Genomic DNA, 18,710 nt, shown 5'->3' on the forward strand with positions numbered 1-18,710 from the left:
GAAGAGCCACGCCGTCGCGTCTGGAAGCCCCTGGCCAAAGATCGGCTGGTCATCCTGCGATGGCGTGGCTCAGCGGCCGGCCGGCCGCAGACTCTGTCCGGGGACTAGTCCCCCGTTCCCTCCAGCGGAACGGGATCGCCTGCGACTGGGAAGCATTGGTGACTGCCGAGCTCACGGATGGTGCGGCTGCCAAAGGCAGCCTTCAAGGTCTTTGCCATGATTCCCCCTGTAACCACCCGTGCCCCATCGACACGGCTTGGGAAAAACCTATGTGATAGCGGACACGTTTTCAAGGATTTCGATGGCAAAGGCCTATTGACCGCACCTTTGGCCAGACTTAGCGTTAATTCATCACTTGGTGAATTACTCGGGGGTTACCGGAGGCAGCCATGTCTGAAGCAGCAATAGAAGCCACGGGCCTGCACATCTCCCGGGGCAGGACAAGGATCCTGAGGGGCCTGGATTTCGCCGTGGCCAGCGGGCGCATCACGGGGCTTCTCGGCCCGTCAGGAAGCGGCAAGACAACACTCATGCGCGGCATAGTGGGGGTCCAGCGGATCACTCGTGGATCCATTAGCGTCCTCGGCCGTCAAGCAGGCAGCGCACCCTTAAGGCACGACGTCGGGTACGTCACCCAAGGTGCCAGCGTCTACTCGGACCTCAGCGTCGAAGCCAACGTCAAGTACTTCGGAGCCATGCACAAGGCATCGGCGACGGACGTGGCGGAGTCGATTGCCGCCGTCGGGCTCGAATCGTTTGCCAAGCAGAAAGCCGGGAACCTCTCGGGTGGGGAGTTCAGCCGCCTGTCCCTGGCATGCGCGCTGGTGGCACACCCTAAGCTGCTGGTCCTGGACGAACCGACAGTGGGTTTGGATCCGGTACTGCGTGCGGAGTTATGGGAGCGGTTCGTTGACATGGCCGCTGGCGGAACAACGCTCTTGGTTTCCAGTCATGTGATGGAAGAAGCGTCGCATTGTTCCTCGCTGCTGCTTCTGCGGGACGGTCTGCTGCTGGCACAGCTCACACCCGCCGAGCTCGCGGAGCGGGGACGCAGCAACGACCTTGAGCGGGCGTTCCTGAACATGATCAAAGACGCCGAACGCGGCCCGGACAGCGGACACCCAGCAAAGAAAAGCGAGGTGGCATCATGAATCTCCGGATGACCTTTGCCACCACCGCCCGGGTCCTGGATCAACTGCGGCACGATCACCGCAGTGTGGCGCTCATTATGGTGGTCCCGGCGCTGCTGCTCACCGCCGTCTATTATCTTTTCGAAAACGAAACACTGCCCCCGGGTTTTCCTCGCACTTTCGACCGCGTTGGCTTGATGATGCTGGCGATCTTCCCGTTCGTCGTAATGTTTCTGGTCACGTCCATCACCATGCTGCGGGAACGAACCTCCGGGACCTTGGAGCGGCTCCTCACCACACCCATCCATAAAGCGGACCTCTTGTTCGGCTACGCCATTGCCTTCTCCATCATGGCCGCGCTGCAGTCCCTGGTGGCGACGGCAGTTGCATATTGGATCTTCAATCTCGACATCAAGGGCAGTCCCGGGTTCGTCGTGATGATCGCGGTCATCAACGCTGTCCTTGGAGTGGCCCTGGGGCTGCTGTGTTCAGCCTTTGCACGCACCGAGTTTCAAGCCGTCCAGTTCATGCCGGTAGTGGTGGTGCCACAGATCCTGCTCTGCGGACTCTTCGTGGCCCGTGAGCAGATGAACGACGTCCTCGAGGCCATCTCCGGCGTCCTTCCCCTGACGTTTTCTGTTGATGCCCTTCAGGAGATCGCAGGAAACATCGATGCAACTGAAACCCTGTGGCAGGACACCCTGGTGATGGGCGGAATAGTGGTGGGAGTCCTTGTCCTTGCCTCCTTGACTCTGAGGCGGCAGACCTCATGAGCCTGGAACCGCTGCGCCGCGGCCGTCGAAGCGGGAGCGACCATTCGCGCGAAGCCATTCTGGTGGCGGCCCGGAAGTTGTTCGCGGAGCAAGGGTTCGATGGCACGAGCCTTCGGCAAGTGGCGCGGGAAGCCTCGGTGGATCCGGCCATGGTGCATCACTTCTTCAATGGCAAAGACGAATTGTTCGCCTCCAGCGTGGAGTTGCCTGCCGACCCTGACGAGGTCCTGGCAGGCGTTGAAACCCTGGAACCGGGGGCCAGGGCTGAAGCACTTGTCCGTGCCGTAGTCCGGCTGTGGGAGAGCCCGGCGCAACCCGGCTTGGTTGCGTTCGTCCGGGGAACCATCGGATCCAAGGCCAAAACAGCACTGCTGCGGGAGACCGTGAGCCGGACCATCCTGTCCCGGGTCATGGTGGGCGTGCAAGGTCCTGCTGAGGAAGTCCGCCTGCGTGGCAATCTGGTGGCGACACAAGTGGTGGGACTGATGCTGCTCCGCTATGTGATCCGACTCGAACCTCTGGCGAGTGCTGATCAGGAAGAAGTAGTGAGCTTGGTGGCACCCACCATCCAGCGGTATCTCACCGGGAACCTGGACTCCCCCCAAGTAAGTGCCTGCTAGAACAAAACCGTTGCGAACGTACCGACCTGCTCGAAGCCGACTCTTTCATAAGTGGCACGCGCTTTGGCGTTGTAGTCATTGACGTACAGGCTCGTTACGGGCGCAAAGGTGCGTGAGAGATTTACGACGGCGGCCATGTAGCCAGCACTCTGGTGGTGTCCACGCATCTCCGGATTCATCCATACGCCCTGGACCTGCGTGACGTCCTGGGTAACTGCACCCAACTCTGCCTTGAAAACAACGGTCCCGGAAGCGTCGATGTGGACCAGGGAATGACCTTGGCGGATGAGCCCCGCAACACGCCTGCTATAGAAGTCCTGGCCGCCCAGGAACGGCGAGTAGCCAACTTCTTCTTCGAACATTGCGGCGCATGCGGGCAGAATGCGTTCGAAGTCCGTCATCGTGCCGAAGGTCAGCAACGGATTGGCTTCGATGGCCGGACCACCGGAAATAGTCAAAAGGGGCTGCCTGGAACGGACTTCGTGCGCGAAGTGTCCCAACTGCTCAAAACGGGAGTAGAGCGCCAGCACTGTTTCGGCCGGTCCGAAGATGGAGGCGTACCGCCTGCCGGATTGGTGGGCCGCCGTAGCCACATATCCGGTGAGCCCTGGGTCCAGCTGCACCGGGACCAGATTGGCCCCCGCCCAACAGGCTCCAAGGAGGGTGTCGTCGTCGAACACGCCAAAGACGCTGGCGCCTCCGCTGGTGGGCGCTGCCGTTCCTACGCTGTCCAGATGCGCCAGGATGAAGACGTTGGCAACGGGATCTTCGCTGGCAAGCGCGCGAAGGGCCAAGGTGTCGGCACTGCCGAGCACCCTGACCCCCAGGCCTGTCTCGTTACGAGACGCTAACCACGGGGCTACCCTTGACAGCATCTTCGCCATCGGCCTCCCCCATCTCTTCAGCGATACGCATGGCCTCTTCGATCAGTGTCTCAACAATTTCGCTTTCAGGCACTGTCTTGATGACTTCGCCCTTCACGAAAATCTGGCCTTTGCCGTTTCCGGAGGCCACACCGAGGTCTGCTTCACGGGCTTCGCCCGGGCCGTTGACTACACAACCCATGACGGCCACGCGGAGGGGGATTTCCATCCCCTCAAGGCCAGCGGTCACTTGCTCAGCCAAGGTGTACACGTCCACCTGGGCACGCCCACAAGACGGGCAGGACACAATCTCAAGCTTGCGCGGGCGCAGGTTCAATGACTGCAGGATCTGGTTGCCAACCTTGATTTCCTCCACGGGCGGCGCCGAGAGGGAAACGCGGATAGTGTCACCGATGCCGCGGGACAGCAGTGCCCCGAAAGCAGTTGCGGACTTGATGGTCCCTTGGAAGGCCGGACCGGCCTCGGTCACGCCAAGGTGCAGGGGCCAGTCGCCCTTTTCGGCGAGCATCTCGTAGGCAGCCACCATGATGACGGGGTCGTTGTGCTTCACCGAGATCTTGAAGTCGTGGAAACCGTGCTCTTCGAAGAGCGAGGCCTCCCAGACAGCCGACTCCACCAGGGCTTCGGGGGTGGCCTTGCCGTACTTCTTCATGATCCCTGGCTCCAGGGAGCCAGCGTTGACGCCAATCCGGATGGACGTGCCGTGGTCCTTCGCTGCTGCCGCGATTTCTTTGACCTGGTCGTCGAACTTCCGGATATTGCCCGGGTTCACACGGACCGCTGCGCATCCGGCTTCAATGGCCGCGAAAACGTACTTCGGCTGGAAGTGGATATCTGCGATCACGGGGATCTGGGATTTGCGGGCAATGATCGGCAACGCCTCGGCGTCGTCGGCTGACGGACAGGCAACCCGGACGATGTCGCAGCCCGAAGCCGTCAATTCAGCGATCTGTTGAAGCGTGGCGTTGATATCCGTGGTGGGCGTGGTGGTCATGGACTGCACGCTGATGGGTGAATCGGAGCCAACGCCAACAGAGCCCACCTTGATCTGCCGCGTCTTACGGCGCGGGGCAAGGACGGGGGGTGGGGCGGCTGGCATTCCCAGGCTGACCGAGGTCACGTGGACTCCTTGGGTTTGGGGTGGATCGTTGTGTGGTGGAGGACGCCGGAGTTAGGACGCGTGGGCAGCCAGGACGCCGATGATGGGGTCCCATCCGGTGGTGCGGATGCCGGCTATGACTCCGGCTTCGGCAAACGGATCCTGCTTCAGGAGGTCATTGAGTTCGGCTTCATCTGCTGACTTGAAGATGAGCAGAGCGCCGGCACCGTCACCGTAGGGTCCACTCGCAAGCAGCGTGCCATCCTCTGCGAGGTCGCCCAGCCAGGCCCGATGCGCCGGGCGGGCTTCGTCGCGGAGGGCGCCGGATTCGGCGACGTATACATACTCAACAGCGAAAACAGTCATGAAGCTAGCCTATCCCGCCGCGTCCGATGATCCGCCATCCATTCCAGCTCACGCTGCCGGCTCCAGCCCACCCTGGGGGCCCGGTGTGGGAATCTCAGCCAAAGATATTCACCGGCTTGACGATGTCCGCGTAGATCAACAACGCGCCCATGGCCATCAGTAGCGCGGCCACCACATACGTGGCAGGAAGGAGCTTTGCGATATCAAAAGCACCCGGATCCGGCTTTCCCCTCAGCCTGGCCACTTGACGCCTGGCCCCCTCATACAGCGCACCTGCCACGTGGCCGCCGTCGAGAGGCAGCAGGGGTACCAGGTTAAAGATGGCCAGCGCGAAGTTCAGGCCAGCAAGCAGACCTACCAACGTTCCGATTCGTGCTTGGAGCGGTACCTCTTCCATCGCAGCGACTTCGCCGGCCACCCGACCGACGCCAACCACACTGATGGGGCCGTTCGGATCCCGGGGTTCCTCGCTGAAGGCGGCCTTCGCCACACCCACCACGCGGGCAGGCAGGTTAAGGATTACTCCCGAAATCTGCTTGATGTTCTCCCCCGCCATGGGAAGAACCGACGACGCCGGCTGGGGAACCAAGGCGCTCTGCGCGCCGATTCCCAGGAAACCAACCTCTTGGTACTTCAGCACGCCATTGGCGTCCTGCTCCTGGCGTCCATCGGCACCCACAACCGGCCGCGAGGACAAGACTGGGGTAACGGTGGTGGAAACTTCCGAGCCGTTGCGTTCAACGGTGATGGGTACCTCCCTGCCCGCCGAGGCCCGGATCCAGCCGGTGAGTTCATCCCAGCTGGTGACGGTTTTGCCGTCGAAAGTCTTGACGGTGTCGTTCGGCTGCAGCCCGGCAGCTGCCGCGGGCGTTGGCTTGCAGTCCGCTGAATCAGGATCCACCGTTTTCCCCGCAGCGACCTGGCACTTTGAGACGTCCGCGATGGTCGTGGTGGCCGTGGCAACGCCAAAACCCATGAGCAGGATGGCAAGGAGAACCAAACCGATCAGCATGTTCATGGCCGGACCGCCGAGCATGATGATGATCTTCTTCCAGACCGGCAGCTTATAAAAGACCCTGCCTTCGTCCCCGGGGCCTACTTCTTCGTGCGCGACGGAACGGGCCTCGCTGGCAAGTGTCTGGAACATACCCGTGCTGGAGGGACGTACCCCACCATCTTCTTTGTTGGGCGGGTACATGCCGATCATGGCCACGTAGCCACCCAACGGAAGGGCCTTGAAACCGTACTCCGTTTCGCCCTTCTTCCTGGACCACAAAGTGGGTCCAAAGCCAATCATGTACTTGGTCACGCGCACTTTGAAGAGCTTGGCGGGGACCAGGTGGCCAACCTCGTGCAAGGCGATGGACACTGCGACGCCAAGGGCGACGAAGACGACTCCGAGGATGAAAAGAAGGACGGGACTCATGCCGACGGGACTGCTTCCATAGGGTTTTCTTTGCTGGGTTTCTTTACTAAACGGCGCTGTTGGCTAAACGATCATGGGTGCGTGTGCGTGCCCAACTCTCAGCATCCAGCACGGACTCCACCGTAAGCTCCGAAGAACCTGAATGTTCGCTGAGGACGGACTCCACCGTGTCCACAATGTCCGTGAAACGGATGCGACCGGCGTGGAAAGCCTCCACGGCTTCCTCGTTGGCCGCGTTGAAGACGGCAGGATAGGTGCTGCCCTGCTTCGCGGCCTCTTTGGCGAGCTCCACTGCCGGAAAGGCAACCGAGTCCAGTGGTTCGAACGTCCAACTTGTGGCTTGGGTCCAGTCGCATGGCTGGGCAGCCTTGGGAACCCTCCCCGGCCAGCCCAGCCCCAGGGCGATGGGAAGCCGCATGTCAGGCGGCGACGCCTGGGCGATGATGGACCCATCCACAAACTGGACCATCGAGTGGACCACCGACTGTGGATGGACCACGACGTCGATCCTGTCCAGGGGTACGTCGAACAGCAGATGTGCCTCGATCACTTCAAGGCCCTTGTTAACGAGGCTCGCCGAGTTGGTGGTGACCATGAGGCCCATATCCCAGGTGGGATGCGCCAGAGCCTCGGCCGGTGTGACATCGTGAAGCTGCTGACGGCTGCGGCCCCGGAAAGGTCCGCCGGACGCCGTGAGAATCAACTTCTCCACCTCTTGCTCAGTGCCCGAACGCAGGCACTGGGCGATGGCCGAATGTTCGGAATCGACAGGCACAATCTGGCCGGGGCGGGCAGCTGCTTTCACCAGGGCACCACCGACAATCAGCGACTCTTTATTGGCGAGCGCCAAGGTGGCACCGGATGCCAGCGCGGCCAGGGTTGGCGCCAGGCCAATGGAGCCAGTGATGCCGTTGAGAACGACGTCGCATTCCACTTCGGCGATGCGGGTGGACGCATCCGGTCCAACGAAGATTTCCGGGGCAAAGTTGCGCAAGCCGCTTCGGGCCGCCGCGGCGTCAATCAGGTTCTGCAATGCTTCTGGATCGCCGTGGGCAATGCCTACGGCCAACGCCCGCGTGTGCACAGCTTGGTGGGCAAGCAATTCCAGGTTCCCGCCGCCGGCGCTCAGGGCCACCACTTCGAAAAGGTGCGGGGCGCCGTCGACGACGTCAATCGCCTGTGTGCCGATGGAACCGGTGGACCCGAGGATGACGATCTTGCGCGGCTGCATTGCTTAAGTATCCCAGCAGCCGCAGAAGGGTGCGAACGTAGCACCCAGGTAAGTGGATAACCCTGCTTGACCACTTCTTTCCCGCGCGTAACGTGGAATTGTGGAGTGGCTGGTCTGGTCTGGCGCGCAGGACTGGTTTGACGCGCGGAACTACGAATTCGCCCGGCAGGTATTGCAACGCGGTACTGCCGCCCTTTATCTGGTTGCGTTCCTCTCCACCATGAACCAGTTTCCTGCACTCCTTGGCGAGCACGGCCTGCTTCCCGTCCCGTCATTCCTTGACATGGCCCGCCGTCTCGCCCGGCCCACCCTCTTCCAGTGGCGGTACTCCGACGCCCTGCTGCGCGCCGTCTGTTGGGTGGGAATTGCCGTGTCCGCTTTGCTGGTGTTGGGCTTGCCGCAGCTGGGACCACCGTGGCTGCCGATGCTGGCGTTCCTCACCCTCTGGTTCCTGTACATGTCGATCGTGAATGTGGGTCAGACATTCTATGGCTTTGGCTGGGAGATACTGCTGCTGGAGGCCGGTTTCACCGTAGCTTTCCTCGGCTCGGACCAGGTTCCGCCGCCCACCACCATCCTGATCCTCATTGCGTGGCTGGTGTTCCGGCTTGAGTTCGGCGCGGGAATGATCAAAATCAGGGGCGGCCGTGAGTGGCGCGACCTTACGGCGATGTTCTATCACCACGAGACGCAGCCGATGCCCGGACCGCTGAGCCGGCAGGCCCACCTCCTCCCCCGTCCGTTGCACAAAGTGGAAGTGGTGGGAAACCACTTCGCGCAGTTGGTGGTTCCGTTCTTCCTGTTCGCGCCCCAACCGCTGGCAAGTATCGCGGCGGGAATCATCATCGTGACGCAGCTTTGGTTGGTGGGCAGCGGTAATTTTGCCTGGCTGAACTGGATGGCGATCGTTCTCGCCTTCGCGGCAGTGAGCGATCCGGTGGCGCATGCGGTTCTTCCCGTTATCCCGCTCGAGTGGCACACAGGTGCCGAAACTCCGGTGTGGTGGCTCGTCGTCGTACTTGCCGTGACGGTCCTTTTGCTGGTCCTCAGTTACCGCCCCCTCCTAAACCTCTTCTCACGCCAGCAACTAATGAATGCGAGCTTCAACCGCTGGCGCCTGGTCAATGCCTATGGTGCGTTCGGTACTGTGACGAAGCAGCGGATCGAGATCGTCGTTGAAGGCACTATGGCTGAAGAGCCAGATGCAGCTGACGAGCACTGGCTGGAGTATGGCTTCAAAGGCAAGCCCGGGGACGTGCGCCGCCTCCCGCGGCAGTGGGCTCCGTATCACCTCAGGCTTGACTGGCTCATGTGGTTCCTGCCGCTGCGGACCGTCCACGAGGGGTGGTTCTACGCCTTCCTGGAGAAGCTGTTGGAGGCAGACAGGCCCACTCTTGGGCTGCTTCGCCATGACCCGTTCGACGGCGAACGCCCGCGTTGGGTGCGTGCGCGCAGCTATCTTTACCGTTTCGCCAGCCGTGCGGAGTTCCGTGGCACGGGTGAGCGTTGGGTGCGGGTTTTACTGTACGACGCCATTCCGCCGGTCTCACTCACGCCTCGACGGCGGCGGCTCCTTTAGCGTTGCCTGACCTGGCCCCGGACGCCCGCACGCCCGGACCGGGCGGTGGCGCTGTGGATTCACGGACCACCAGATGCGTAGCCAGCTCCACCCGGCGGGAGTCGATGTCCTCGCCATGGACCTGGCGGAGGATGAACCGCAGGGCCGAACGGCCCATCTCCTGTAGTGGCTGTGACACGGACGTCAGGGGTGGAACGGATTCTTCCGCTTGGTGTGTGCCGTCAAAACCGACGAGGCTCATGTCCTCCGGAATCCGGATGTTCTGCCTTCGCGCTTCAGCCAGGACACCCAGCGCGATGCTGTCACTTCCAGCGAATATTGCCGTGGGCGGATCCTCAAGTGCCAGCAGGGCCTTCATGCCTCGCACACCGTTCTCGGGCCTGAACGCGCCGGAGGAAACATAGTCGTCGTCCACGGTGATGCCCTCTGCCATGAGGGCCGCCATATAGCCGTGGAGCCGCGCCTGGCTGCATTCCGCCGTGGCCGGTCCGCCTATATAGGCGATCCTGCGGTGTCCCAACCCGAGCAGGTGGGTAGCTGCGGCCTTACCTCCGGCCCAGTTGCTGGCGCCCACGCTGAAGACGTCTGCCGGTGGCGGGTTGAGGGGGTCCACCACCACGATCGGGATCCGGCGGCGTTGGAAGGCTTCCAACTGTGCGGAGCCAAAGGCGGAAGTGACCACAATCATTCCGCTGCGGCCTTCGTCTATGATGCGTTGAGCCCGCTCCTCGGGTCCCAAAGGTGACGCCGTTTGCCTGCTGGTTACCGAGAGGATGACCTCCATGTCCGAGACCGCCGCGTGCTCCATGACCCCGTTGAGGACTTCCACGGAGTAGGCCGAGTTCAGGGAGTCGAAAACCACTTCAACGGACTGCCGGGCCGGAAGGCTCTTGCGTTGGAGCGGCGACTTGTATCCGCTGCGCTGCAAGGCCGCCAGCACGCGTGCCCGGGTTTCCTCGGCCACGTCCTCCCTGCCGTTCACCACCTTGGAAACCGTCGGCGCTGAAACACCCACCTCTTTGGCCACGGCAGCCAGTGTGAGCTTGAGCGGACGTTGCTCGCGTTCCATAATCCCCCTGCTTTCGAAATATTTCGGCTTGCTTCGAGTATGGGGGACGGGGATGGAAAGCTCAAGATTGCTGCAGTTACAGGCCAACAAGAACGAACACAGCCCTTGACGTGTGATGGAATGCACTTTAGTTTAGACCGTGACCTAAACAGCATTCGCGAAATATTTCGGTATTTTTCGATACGTGGTCACTCCTTTTGGGAGATGGGCACCGCAAGGTGCCCAACGAGGCGACTACACATGGAGAAGCAATGAAGCAGTTCCAATCATCACGGCGTTCTTTTCTGGCTCTAGCGGCAGTTACACCCTTCGCAGTCATGGCAACCAGTGCCTGCGGTACGTCCGGACCGGGCAGCGCGAGCGGAGGAGGCGCCAGCATGTGGTTCCTCTCCGGTGAGCCGAACCAGACCACCATCCAGAAGGCCGTCGATGCTTTTGGTTCGTCGAATCCCGACAACAAGATTGCTGTCACGTACTTCCAGAACGATGCTTACAAGACGAAGATCAAAACCGCGATCGGCGCCGGCCAGGCCCCAACCATCGTTTATGGATGGGGTGGCGGGACGTTGAAGACCTACGCCGAGGCCAACCAGGTGGAGGACCTGACCAGCTGGTTCGAGGCCAACCCGGATCTAAAAAACAAGTTCTTCCCCGCTTCCTTCGGTGCAGCCACCGTCAACGGCAAGATCTACGCCCTCCCCAACCAGTACGTGGCGCCTATCGTCCTGTTCTACAACAAGGAGCTCTTTGAAAAGGCCGGGGTGCAGCCACCCAAGACCTGGGACGACATCATGTCGCTGGTAAAGACCTTCAACGATATGGGCGTTGCCCCGTTCTCCCTGGGCGGTCAATCCCGCTGGACCTCCATGATGTGGCTGGAATACCTGCTGGACCGCATCGGAGGGGCCGACGTATTCAAGGCGATTTTCGAAGGCAAACCCAATGCCTGGATGGATCCGGCCGTGATCGAAACGGGTACCAAGATCCAGGAACTGGTATCCGCCGATGGCTTCATCAAGGGCTTCTCCTCCATTACGGCGGATTCGAAAGCGGATCAAGCGTTGTTGTTCACGGGCAAAGCAGCAATGTTGCTTCAAGGCTCCTGGACGTACGGACCCATGAAGAAGGAAGGCCAAAACTTCGTCCAGGACGGAAAACTGGGCTTCGTCACCTTCCCGACGATCCCGGGAGGCAAGGGAGATCCGAAGAATGGCGTAGGCAATCCCGCCCAGTACATGTCGATTTCGGCCAAGGCCACCGACAAGGAAAAGGAAACGGCCAAGAAGTTCTTCAAGGACGGCATCATGACGGAAACGGTCATCGACGCCTACATCAACTCCGGTTCGGTCCCGATCGTCAACGGAATTGAAGACAAGCTCGCAACGTCCCCGGACAAGGACTTCCTGAACTTCGTCTACGACCTCGCCAAGAATGCCCCGAACTTCCAGCAGTCATGGGATCAAGCCCTGAGTCCCACTGCGGCCGAGGCCCTGCTTAACAACATCGACCAACTCTTCCTGAAGTCGATCACGCCACAGCAGTTCGCCGAGAACATGAATGCCACCCTGGGCAAATGAGCTCAACAACCACTCACAGGGCTGCCACTGCATCGCGGAAAATCGAGCAGACCGGGCAGCAAAAATCTGCCCTTGCATGGCTGACGGTGCCGGCTTTGATCTTCTTCGTGGTGTTCGCACTTGCGCCACTGGTAGGTGTCCTCGTTCTGAGCTTCGCCAACTGGGACGGCATCGGCGCCATCGGAGCAGCCGGTCTGGAGAACTGGTCCTCGGTTCTCAGCGATCCCGGACTGTACAACGCACTGGGCCTGACTTTCCTGATCATGATTGTCTCCTGGCTGGTTCAGACTCCCATCAGCCTTCTCCTGGGAGTCTTCACGGCCGGCACGCAGCGTTACAGGGCTGCCCTGGCGGTGTTGTACTTCCTACCGCTGCTCCTCTCCTCCGCGGCAGTTGCCATCGCGTATAAAGCACTGTTGGACCCTAACTTTGGCCTGGCGGTGGGGCTGGGTTTGCCCTTCCTGGCACAAGACTGGCTCGGCGTCCCACAGTTGGCATTGGGCTTGGTCATCTTTGTGATCGCCTGGCAGTTCGTGCCCTTCCATACGCTCATCTACCAAGGTGGTGTCCGGCAAATCCCCAAGTCCCTGTACGAGGCAGCACAGATCGATGGTGCGGGAATCATCAAGCAGTTCTTCCACATCACGCTTCCGCAGCTGAAATACACCATCATCACCTCGTCCACCCTGATGGTTGTCGGATCGCTGACGTACTTCGACCTCATCTTCGTCCTGACCGGCGGCGGGCCGGGTAACTCCACCCGAATCCTGGCGCTGGACATGTACTTGCGCGGCTTCCGGGCCAACCTGATGGGCCCGGCAAGTGTCATCGCGGTCATCCTCGTCGTCATCGGCCTTGTCCTTGCCCTGTTCCTCCAGCGCCTTGGAGGCAAGGACAAGCAGGGCAGCCAATTGGAAGGTTTGTAAGGTGAGCACTGTCCTTCAAAGCGATTCGAAAACCGCTCCGGCCACTCCCCCGGGCCATTCCATCAAGGCCAAGCAGAGCCTCGGTTCACGGGTGAAGCGGCTGAACATTCCCGGAGGCCTTGGCGGTTGGATATGGCTGGCCATCATCATTGTGCCGATCTACTACATCGTCATCACCAGCCTGAAGACGTCCGAAGGGTACTTTGGGCAGAATCCACTGGCCCTCCCGACGGCACCTACCTTGGAGAACTACCAACTGGTTCTCGAGGCCAACTTCGCTACGTACTTCATGAACAGCGTGATCGTCACGCTAGGCTCCGTGATCCCCACGGTATTGATCTCCTTCATGGCTGCCTTCGCGATTGTTCGTGGCCGCGGCCGTTACCTGAAGTTTGTGAATGGCATGTTCCTCATGGGCTTGGCGATTCCGCTCCAGGCAACCATCATTCCGATCTACCTGATGATCATCCGGCTGAACCTGTACGACAGCCTCCTTGCCATCATGCTTCCCTCCATAGCGTTCGCCATTCCTTTGACGGTCCTGATCCTCTCCAACTTCATCCGCGATGTCCCGAACGAATTGTTCGAGTCAATGCGCCTGGATGGCTGCAGTGATTGGCAAACGATGTGGAGGTTGGCGCTGCCCTTGACCCGTCCGGCGATCGTAACCGTGGCAATTTACAACGGCCTACATGTCTGGAACGGATTCCTGCTGCCCCTGGTACTCACCCAAAGCCCGGGACTGCGTGTCCTCCCGTTGGGACTGTGGACTTTCCAGGGCGAGTTCAGCGTCAACATCCCCGCCGTGCTTGCCTCCGTCGTCCTGAGCACCCTGCCAATCCTGGTGATTTACGTCCTCGGACGCCGTCAGTTGGTCAGTGGCCTTACCGCAGGCTTCAGCAAGTAGCCGGCCGCTAGCCGAGTGCCAAGTCAGACAAGAAAGGACTTTCACATGTCAGAACCGAAACGCCTCCGCGTGGGCATGGTGGGCTATGCCTTCATGGGCGCTGCCCACTCGCACGCCTGGCGGACGGCCCCGCGATTCTTCGACCTCCCCGTGGTACCTGAACTGACTGCCGTCGCCGGCCGCAACCCGGACGGCGTGCGTGCGGCTGCCACGAAGTACGGCTGGGATTCCGTGGAAACCGACTGGCGCCGCCTGATCGAGCGCGATGACATTGACCTCATCGATATCTGCACCCCCGGAAACACGCACGCCGAGATCGCCATCGCCGCCTTGGAAGCGGGCAAGCACGTGCTCTGCGAAAAGCCACTGGCCAATTCAGTGGAAGAGGCAGAGAAAATGACAGCGGTTGCCCAGGCGGCAGCCGAGCGCGGCGTACTCTCCATGTGCGGATTCAGTTACCGCCGCACTCCGGCTTTGGCCTTGGCTAAACGGATGGTGGAGGAAGGGCGCCTGGGCGACATCCGCCACGTCCGGGCGCAATACCTGCAGGACTGGCTCAGTGACGCGGATGCGCCGCTCACGTGGCGCCTGGACAAGTCCAAGTCCGGCTCCGGTTCACTGGGCGATATCGGCGCCCACAGCATCGACGCCGCACAGTGGATCACCGGCTCCACCATCACCGGCGTCTCGGCCCTGCTGGAAACCTTCGTGAAGGAACGCCCCGTGGGCGGTGACTTCGTGGGCCTCGGTGGGCGCGGCGGTTCGGACGCTCCCAAGGGCCCGGTCACAGTGGACGACGCCGCGCTGTTCACCGCTCGGTTTGCCGGAAAGCACGACGACGGTGCTGCCGCCGGCACTGATTCCGGCGCTGTTGCAGGGCCCATCGGCATCTTCGAAGCCACGCGTTTTGCCCTGGGCCGGAAGAACGCAATGCGCCTGGAGCTCAACGGGACCAAGGGCTCGCTGGCTTTCGACTTCGAGGACATGAACTCGCTTCAGTTCTACGATTCTGCGTTGGAACCTGATGCCGGATTCCGCAAGATCATTGTCACCGAACCGTCACACCCGTATACGGGCAATTGGTGGCCCACCGGGCACGGCCTTGGCTACGAGCACGGATTCACCCACCAGGTGGTGGACCTGGTGAATGCCATCGGCGCCGGGGAGCAGCCCTCGCCGTCGTTCGCTGATGCCTTGCAGGTTCAAAAGGTGCTGGCCGCCGTTGAGGCGAGCGCGGGCAACGCGAGCCGCTGGCAGAACGTCTGAGAGGAATCATCATGACCCGACCCATCACCCTTTTTACCGGCCAGTGGGCCGACCTGCCGTTTGAGGAAGTAGCGCGCCTGGCTGGCGAGTGGGGCTTTGACGGCCTGGAGATTGCCTGCTGGGGCGATCATCTGGATCCCCGGCGCATCGTCGAGGACGACTCGTATCTTCAAAGCAGGCTGGACATCCTGGAGAAGCACCATCTCTCGGTCCACGCGATCGCCAACCACCTCACCGGACAAGCCGTGTGCGATGACCCCATCGATGAACGTCACCGGGACATCCTTGCACCAGATGTGTGGGGCGACGGCGACCCTCAGGGCGTCCGTCAGCGTGCTGCCGAAGCGATGAAGACCACGGCACGTGCGGCGGCAAGGCTTGGCGTGAAAACCGTCACGGGGTTCACGGGCTCGTCCATCTGGAAGTGCGTTGCGATGTTCCCGCCGGCTTCAGATGGCATGATCGAGCGCGGCTACCAGGACTTCGCAGACCGTTGGAACCCCATTCTGGATGTCTTTGACGAGGTAGGGGTCCGGTTTGCCTTGGAAGTCCATCCTTCGGAGATCGCCTACGACTACTGGACGGCCAAACGCACACTGGACGCGATCGGGCACAGGGACAGTTTTGGCCTGAACTTTGACCCCTCCCACTTCATCTGGCAGGACCTGGACCCGGTGATGTTCCTCCAGGACTTCGCGGACAAGATCTTCCATGTCCATGTGAAGGAGTCCGTGCGCCAACTCAATGGACGCAACGGTCGCCTTGGATCCCACCTGCCCTGGGCGGATCCGCGCCGTGGCTGGGACTTCGTCACCGCAGGCCATGGCGACGTGAACTGGGAACCCATTTTCCGGACGCTCAACTCGATCGGGTATGCCGGACCCACCAGCATCGAATGGGAAGACGCGGGTATGGACCGGCTGGTCGGCGCTCCGGAAGCGTTGGACATGGTCCGCCGACTGGCTGCTATCCGGCCCCCGGCAGCAGCTTTCGATGCCGCCTTCGCCGCCCGCTGAACGCGCTTTCGAAGAACCACCAGACTCACCCGGACGTTTACGAATACGAAGGAAAACATGACAACCAAGAGTAAGACCGCACTTGTGGTTCGAGGGGGCTGGGACGGACACCAGCCGGTGGAAGCCACCGAATTGTTCCTCCCCTTCCTCAAAGAGAACGGCTTTGAGGTCAGGGTGGAGGAATCCCCCAAAATCTACGCGGACACTGAATACATGGCCGGAGTGGACCTCATCGTGCAGTGCATGACGATGTCCACCATCGAAAAGGACGAGTTCGAGGGGCTCCGCACGGCGGTCGAAAATGGCACTGGGCTTGCCGGATGGCATGGTGGGATCGCCGATTCCTACCGCAACACCTCGGACTACCTGCACTTGATCGGGGGCCAGTTCGCCTGCCACCCGGGCAAGCACGAGGACGAACGGATCGGCGAACAGTCGGATAACTATGTTCCCTACACGGTGAACATGCTCCCGGCCGCAGCAGAGCACCCCATTACGCAGGGAATCGCCGACTTCGACCTCGTCACCGAGCAGTATTGGGTTCTGGCCGATGACTACATCGATGTCTTGGCGACCACTACGCAGAAAGTCCGCGAATGGGACCCGTGGAACCGTGAGGTCACCTCCCCCGCCATTTGGACCAGGCAATGGGGCAAGGGAAGAATTTTCGTCTCCACTCCGGGCCACCGCGTGGAAATCCTCCAGGACAGCAACGTCCGCACGATCATCGAAAGGGGCATGCTGTGGGCAAGTCGCTAAATGTAGGAATCATTGGCTGCGGCGCCATCATCGCCCAATACCTGGCAAACTTCCGTCGGCTGGATTCCATCAACCTCGTGGCCGTCGCGGACCTCGATCCCGCCCGCGCCCAGGCAGTTGCCGACTCCTACGACGGCGTCCGTGCATTGTCCGTTGATGAGCTGCTTGAGGCGGACGACGTCGAACTTGTCCTCAACCTGACCATCCCGGCAGCGCATGCTGAGATCGCGCTCAAGGCCATCGCTGCGGGCAAGTCCGTTTATGGCGAGAAGCCGTTGGCTGCAACCACGGCCGAGGCCCGGCAAGTACTTGAGGCGGCAGATGCGGCGGGAGTGACTGTGGGATGCGCTCCGGATACTGTCCTCGGCACCGGTATCCAGACCGCCCGAAAAGCGATCGACGACGGCCTGATTGGCGCTCCTGTTTCGGCGACAGCCACGATGGCCACACCAGGGCATGAGCGCTGGCATCCGAATCCGGACTTCTATTACCAGCCCGGTGGCGGGCCGCTGCTGGACATGGGCCCCTACTACGTGTCCGCGCTGGTCACGTTGCTTGGGCCCGTCGTGTCGGTGGTGGGCGCAGCCAGCCATACGCGCAACGAACGCACCATCGGTTCCGGTCCCCGCCAAGGGCAAAAAGTACCGGTGGCTATCGATTCCCACGTTACCGGTGTACTGGTCCACGCTTCCGGAGCACTGTCAACGCTGTTCATGAGCTTCGACGCCGTCCAGACAAAGAGTCCCAACATCGAAATCCATGGGGAGAAGGGTTCGCTCGTTGTTCCGGACCCCAATCACTTCGACGGCGATGTGCAGCTGTTCGAGCTAGGCGCCGGGGACTGGAAAACGCTGCCCGTATCCGCAGGCTACGTGGACGCCGGCCGCGGCTTTGGCATCGCCGATCTGTCAGCCACTCCGGTGGGACAAGAGCCCCGCGCCGGCGGCAAACTCGCGTTCCATGCCCTTGAGGTCATGGAATCTGTGCTGGAATCCGCCAAGACAGGACAGGCGGTAGCTATCCAGAGCACCGTCAAGCGTCCGGACATGGTGGAACTGGCAGAACTTTCGACGTCGGTACGCGCCTAACGTTCCGGCCGCCGCCAAACATCCCGCCCGGCCACAAATCCGGCCCTTGTTCGCTCACCTCGCCGTTCTGCGGTGTGTTGGGCGAACGAGGGCCGGATTCGTCGTTAGTGACGAGCGCGGCGCAGTGTTGCCTCGGCGTGTTTGAGGATGGGGCCATCGATCATCTTGCCCTTGAACTGGAAGACGCCCGTTCCGGCCGCGGATGCTGCATCGAGAAGCTCGGCGGCCTCTGTCACGGCTTCCGGCGTGGGTGCGTAGGCTTCCCGCACGGTTGCCACCTGGCTGGGGTGGATGCACGCCTTTGCACCGAAGCCGCTGGCCACCGCGTCAAGGGATTCCACAGACAGGCCCTGGAGATCGGGGATGTTCACGTACACGGAATCGATGGCTTCCTTGCCAGCGGCTTTGGCTGCAAGCAGCACAGCGGACCGTGCGTGCAGGGCCACGGCCCGGTAGCCGCCGTCGTCGTTCCGGCTGGACAGACCGCCCAGGGAAGCCAGCAGGTCCTCGGCGCCCCACATCAAGGCAACCACGTTGGGTTCCGCGGCGATAGCTGAAGCATTGACGATGCCTGCCGCCGTTTCACAGAGTGCGATCACCCGGTAGCCCTCAAGTGCCCTGAGCTGCGCGGCACTCTCCGCCTTGGCGAGCATGACAGTGCGGTAGGGCGTGTGCGCCAGGCTGTGCAGGTCCTTTTCGAATTCCGCGGAGCCCACCGGATTGACGCGGATAATCGTCCGGCTCGGGTCCAGCTCAGCAGTGTCTCCTTCGGATCCGAGCTGCGCGAGGATCGCGCCCCGGGCCCGCTGCTTGTCCCCCGGAGCCACGGCATCTTCGAGGTCCAGGATCACGGCGTCCGAGCGCTCCGCCGCTTTGCCGAAGCGTTCCGGCCGATCAGCAGGGCAGAAGAGGAGTGCCGGCCCCATGATGAACGGTGTAACCGCACCGCGGAGGGAAGAGTCGGGAGAAGACATAGAGGGTTCCTTGCTGGTGG

At 61.5% G+C, this 18,710-nt stretch carries 18 protein-coding genes; 11 read left to right on the forward strand and 7 right to left on the reverse strand.

The features are described from left to right. Positions 1-389 precede the first annotated feature (389 nt). The 3 genes from KSW38_RS12755 to KSW38_RS12765 are packed head-to-tail and all read left to right on the forward strand — an operon-like array spanning position 390 to position 2,523. Positions 390-1,151 carry an ABC transporter ATP-binding protein gene (locus KSW38_RS12755; protein WP_216925298.1) on the forward strand — a complete coding sequence of 254 codons (762 nt, stop codon included), beginning with the start codon at positions 390-392 and terminating at the stop codon, positions 1,149-1,151. Positions 1,152-1,159: 8 nt separating this feature from the next. Next, positions 1,160-1,903 carry an ABC transporter permease gene (locus KSW38_RS12760; protein ID WP_216925423.1) on the forward strand — a complete coding sequence of 248 codons (744 nt, stop codon included), beginning with the start codon at positions 1,160-1,162 and terminating at the stop codon, positions 1,901-1,903. Further along, positions 1,900-2,523, forward strand: a complete 624-nt coding sequence (locus tag KSW38_RS12765) for a TetR/AcrR family transcriptional regulator (protein WP_216925299.1) — start codon at positions 1,900-1,902, stop codon at positions 2,521-2,523. The genes KSW38_RS12760 and KSW38_RS12765 overlap by 4 nt, the downstream gene beginning before the upstream one ends. On the opposite strand, the gene KSW38_RS12770 is transcribed toward KSW38_RS12765, so the two are convergent. The 5 genes from KSW38_RS12770 to dxr all read right to left on the reverse strand — a co-directional run bounded on the left by KSW38_RS12770 (position 2,520) and on the right by dxr (position 7,529). Then, positions 2,520-3,398, reverse strand: coding sequence for a GNAT family N-acetyltransferase (locus tag KSW38_RS12770; protein ID WP_216925424.1), 879 nt, complete (start codon positions 3,396-3,398; stop codon positions 2,520-2,522). The two genes, KSW38_RS12765 and KSW38_RS12770, sit on opposite strands and share 4 nt — an antisense overlap. Next, positions 3,361-4,527: a flavodoxin-dependent (E)-4-hydroxy-3-methylbut-2-enyl-diphosphate synthase gene (ispG, locus tag KSW38_RS12775; protein WP_216925300.1), complete on the reverse strand. Its 1,167-nt coding sequence runs from the start codon at positions 4,525-4,527 to the stop codon at positions 3,361-3,363. The genes KSW38_RS12770 and ispG overlap by 38 nt, the downstream gene beginning before the upstream one ends. Before the next feature lie 51 nt (positions 4,528-4,578). Next, positions 4,579-4,872, reverse strand: coding sequence for a YciI family protein (locus KSW38_RS12780; RefSeq protein ID WP_216925301.1), 294 nt, complete (start codon positions 4,870-4,872; stop codon positions 4,579-4,581). 94 nt (positions 4,873-4,966) lie between these two features. Further along, the gene (locus KSW38_RS12785; RefSeq protein ID WP_216925302.1) at positions 4,967-6,298 is read right to left on the reverse strand and encodes a M50 family metallopeptidase; all 1,332 of its coding nucleotides are present in this window, start codon (positions 6,296-6,298) and stop codon (positions 4,967-4,969) included. 46 nt (positions 6,299-6,344) lie between these two features. Then, on the reverse strand, positions 6,345-7,529 hold the full coding sequence (gene dxr / locus KSW38_RS12790) for a 1-deoxy-D-xylulose-5-phosphate reductoisomerase (RefSeq protein WP_216925303.1): 1,185 nt from the start codon (positions 7,527-7,529) through the stop codon (positions 6,345-6,347). 100 nt (positions 7,530-7,629) lie between these two features. On the opposite strand from dxr, the gene KSW38_RS12795 reads away from it, so the two are divergent. Beyond that, positions 7,630-9,108, forward strand: a complete 1,479-nt coding sequence (locus KSW38_RS12795) for a lipase maturation factor family protein (RefSeq protein WP_428982384.1) — start codon at positions 7,630-7,632, stop codon at positions 9,106-9,108. Here KSW38_RS12795 and KSW38_RS12800 read toward each other — a convergent pair. Continuing rightward, complete coding sequence (locus tag KSW38_RS12800) at positions 9,080-10,177, reverse strand: LacI family DNA-binding transcriptional regulator (protein WP_216925304.1); 1,098 nt, start codon at positions 10,175-10,177, stop codon at positions 9,080-9,082. The two genes, KSW38_RS12795 and KSW38_RS12800, sit on opposite strands and share 29 nt — an antisense overlap. Before the next feature lie 251 nt (positions 10,178-10,428). On the opposite strand from KSW38_RS12800, the gene KSW38_RS12805 reads away from it, so the two are divergent. The 7 genes from KSW38_RS12805 to KSW38_RS12835 are packed head-to-tail and all read left to right on the forward strand — an operon-like array spanning position 10,429 to position 17,716. After that, positions 10,429-11,754 (forward strand): extracellular solute-binding protein, encoded by a 1,326-nt coding sequence (locus KSW38_RS12805; RefSeq protein ID WP_216925305.1) that lies wholly within the window; start codon positions 10,429-10,431, stop codon positions 11,752-11,754. Next, the gene (locus KSW38_RS12810; RefSeq protein ID WP_216925306.1) at positions 11,751-12,680 is read left to right on the forward strand and encodes a carbohydrate ABC transporter permease; all 930 of its coding nucleotides are present in this window, start codon (positions 11,751-11,753) and stop codon (positions 12,678-12,680) included. The genes KSW38_RS12805 and KSW38_RS12810 overlap by 4 nt, the downstream gene beginning before the upstream one ends. 1 nt (position 12,681) lies before the next feature. Continuing rightward, positions 12,682-13,587, forward strand: coding sequence for a carbohydrate ABC transporter permease (locus KSW38_RS12815; RefSeq protein ID WP_216925307.1), 906 nt, complete (start codon positions 12,682-12,684; stop codon positions 13,585-13,587). A gap of 45 nt (positions 13,588-13,632) precedes the next feature. Then, positions 13,633-14,853 (forward strand): Gfo/Idh/MocA family protein, encoded by a 1,221-nt coding sequence (locus tag KSW38_RS12820; RefSeq protein WP_216925308.1) that lies wholly within the window; start codon positions 13,633-13,635, stop codon positions 14,851-14,853. Positions 14,854-14,864: 11 nt separating this feature from the next. After that, the gene (locus KSW38_RS12825) at positions 14,865-15,869 is read left to right on the forward strand and encodes a sugar phosphate isomerase/epimerase family protein (protein WP_216925309.1); all 1,005 of its coding nucleotides are present in this window, start codon (positions 14,865-14,867) and stop codon (positions 15,867-15,869) included. A 57-nt stretch (positions 15,870-15,926) separates the two neighbouring features. Beyond that, entirely contained in the window at positions 15,927-16,628 is a 702-nt protein-coding gene (locus KSW38_RS12830; protein ID WP_216925310.1) for a ThuA domain-containing protein, read from the forward strand. After that, on the forward strand, positions 16,613-17,716 hold the full coding sequence (locus KSW38_RS12835) for a Gfo/Idh/MocA family protein (RefSeq protein ID WP_216925311.1): 1,104 nt from the start codon (positions 16,613-16,615) through the stop codon (positions 17,714-17,716). Before KSW38_RS12830 ends, KSW38_RS12835 begins: the two co-directional genes overlap by 16 nt. Positions 17,717-17,820: 104 nt before the next feature. On the opposite strand, the gene KSW38_RS12840 is transcribed toward KSW38_RS12835, so the two are convergent. Beyond that, positions 17,821-18,690, reverse strand: coding sequence for an HpcH/HpaI aldolase/citrate lyase family protein (locus tag KSW38_RS12840; RefSeq protein ID WP_216925312.1), 870 nt, complete (start codon positions 18,688-18,690; stop codon positions 17,821-17,823). Between the last annotated feature and the right edge of the window lie 20 nt (positions 18,691-18,710).

The sequence above is a fragment of the Paenarthrobacter aromaticivorans genome, assembly GCF_019038615.1.
GTDB classification, from domain to species: Bacteria; Actinomycetota; Actinomycetes; order Actinomycetales; family Micrococcaceae; genus Arthrobacter; species Arthrobacter aromaticivorans.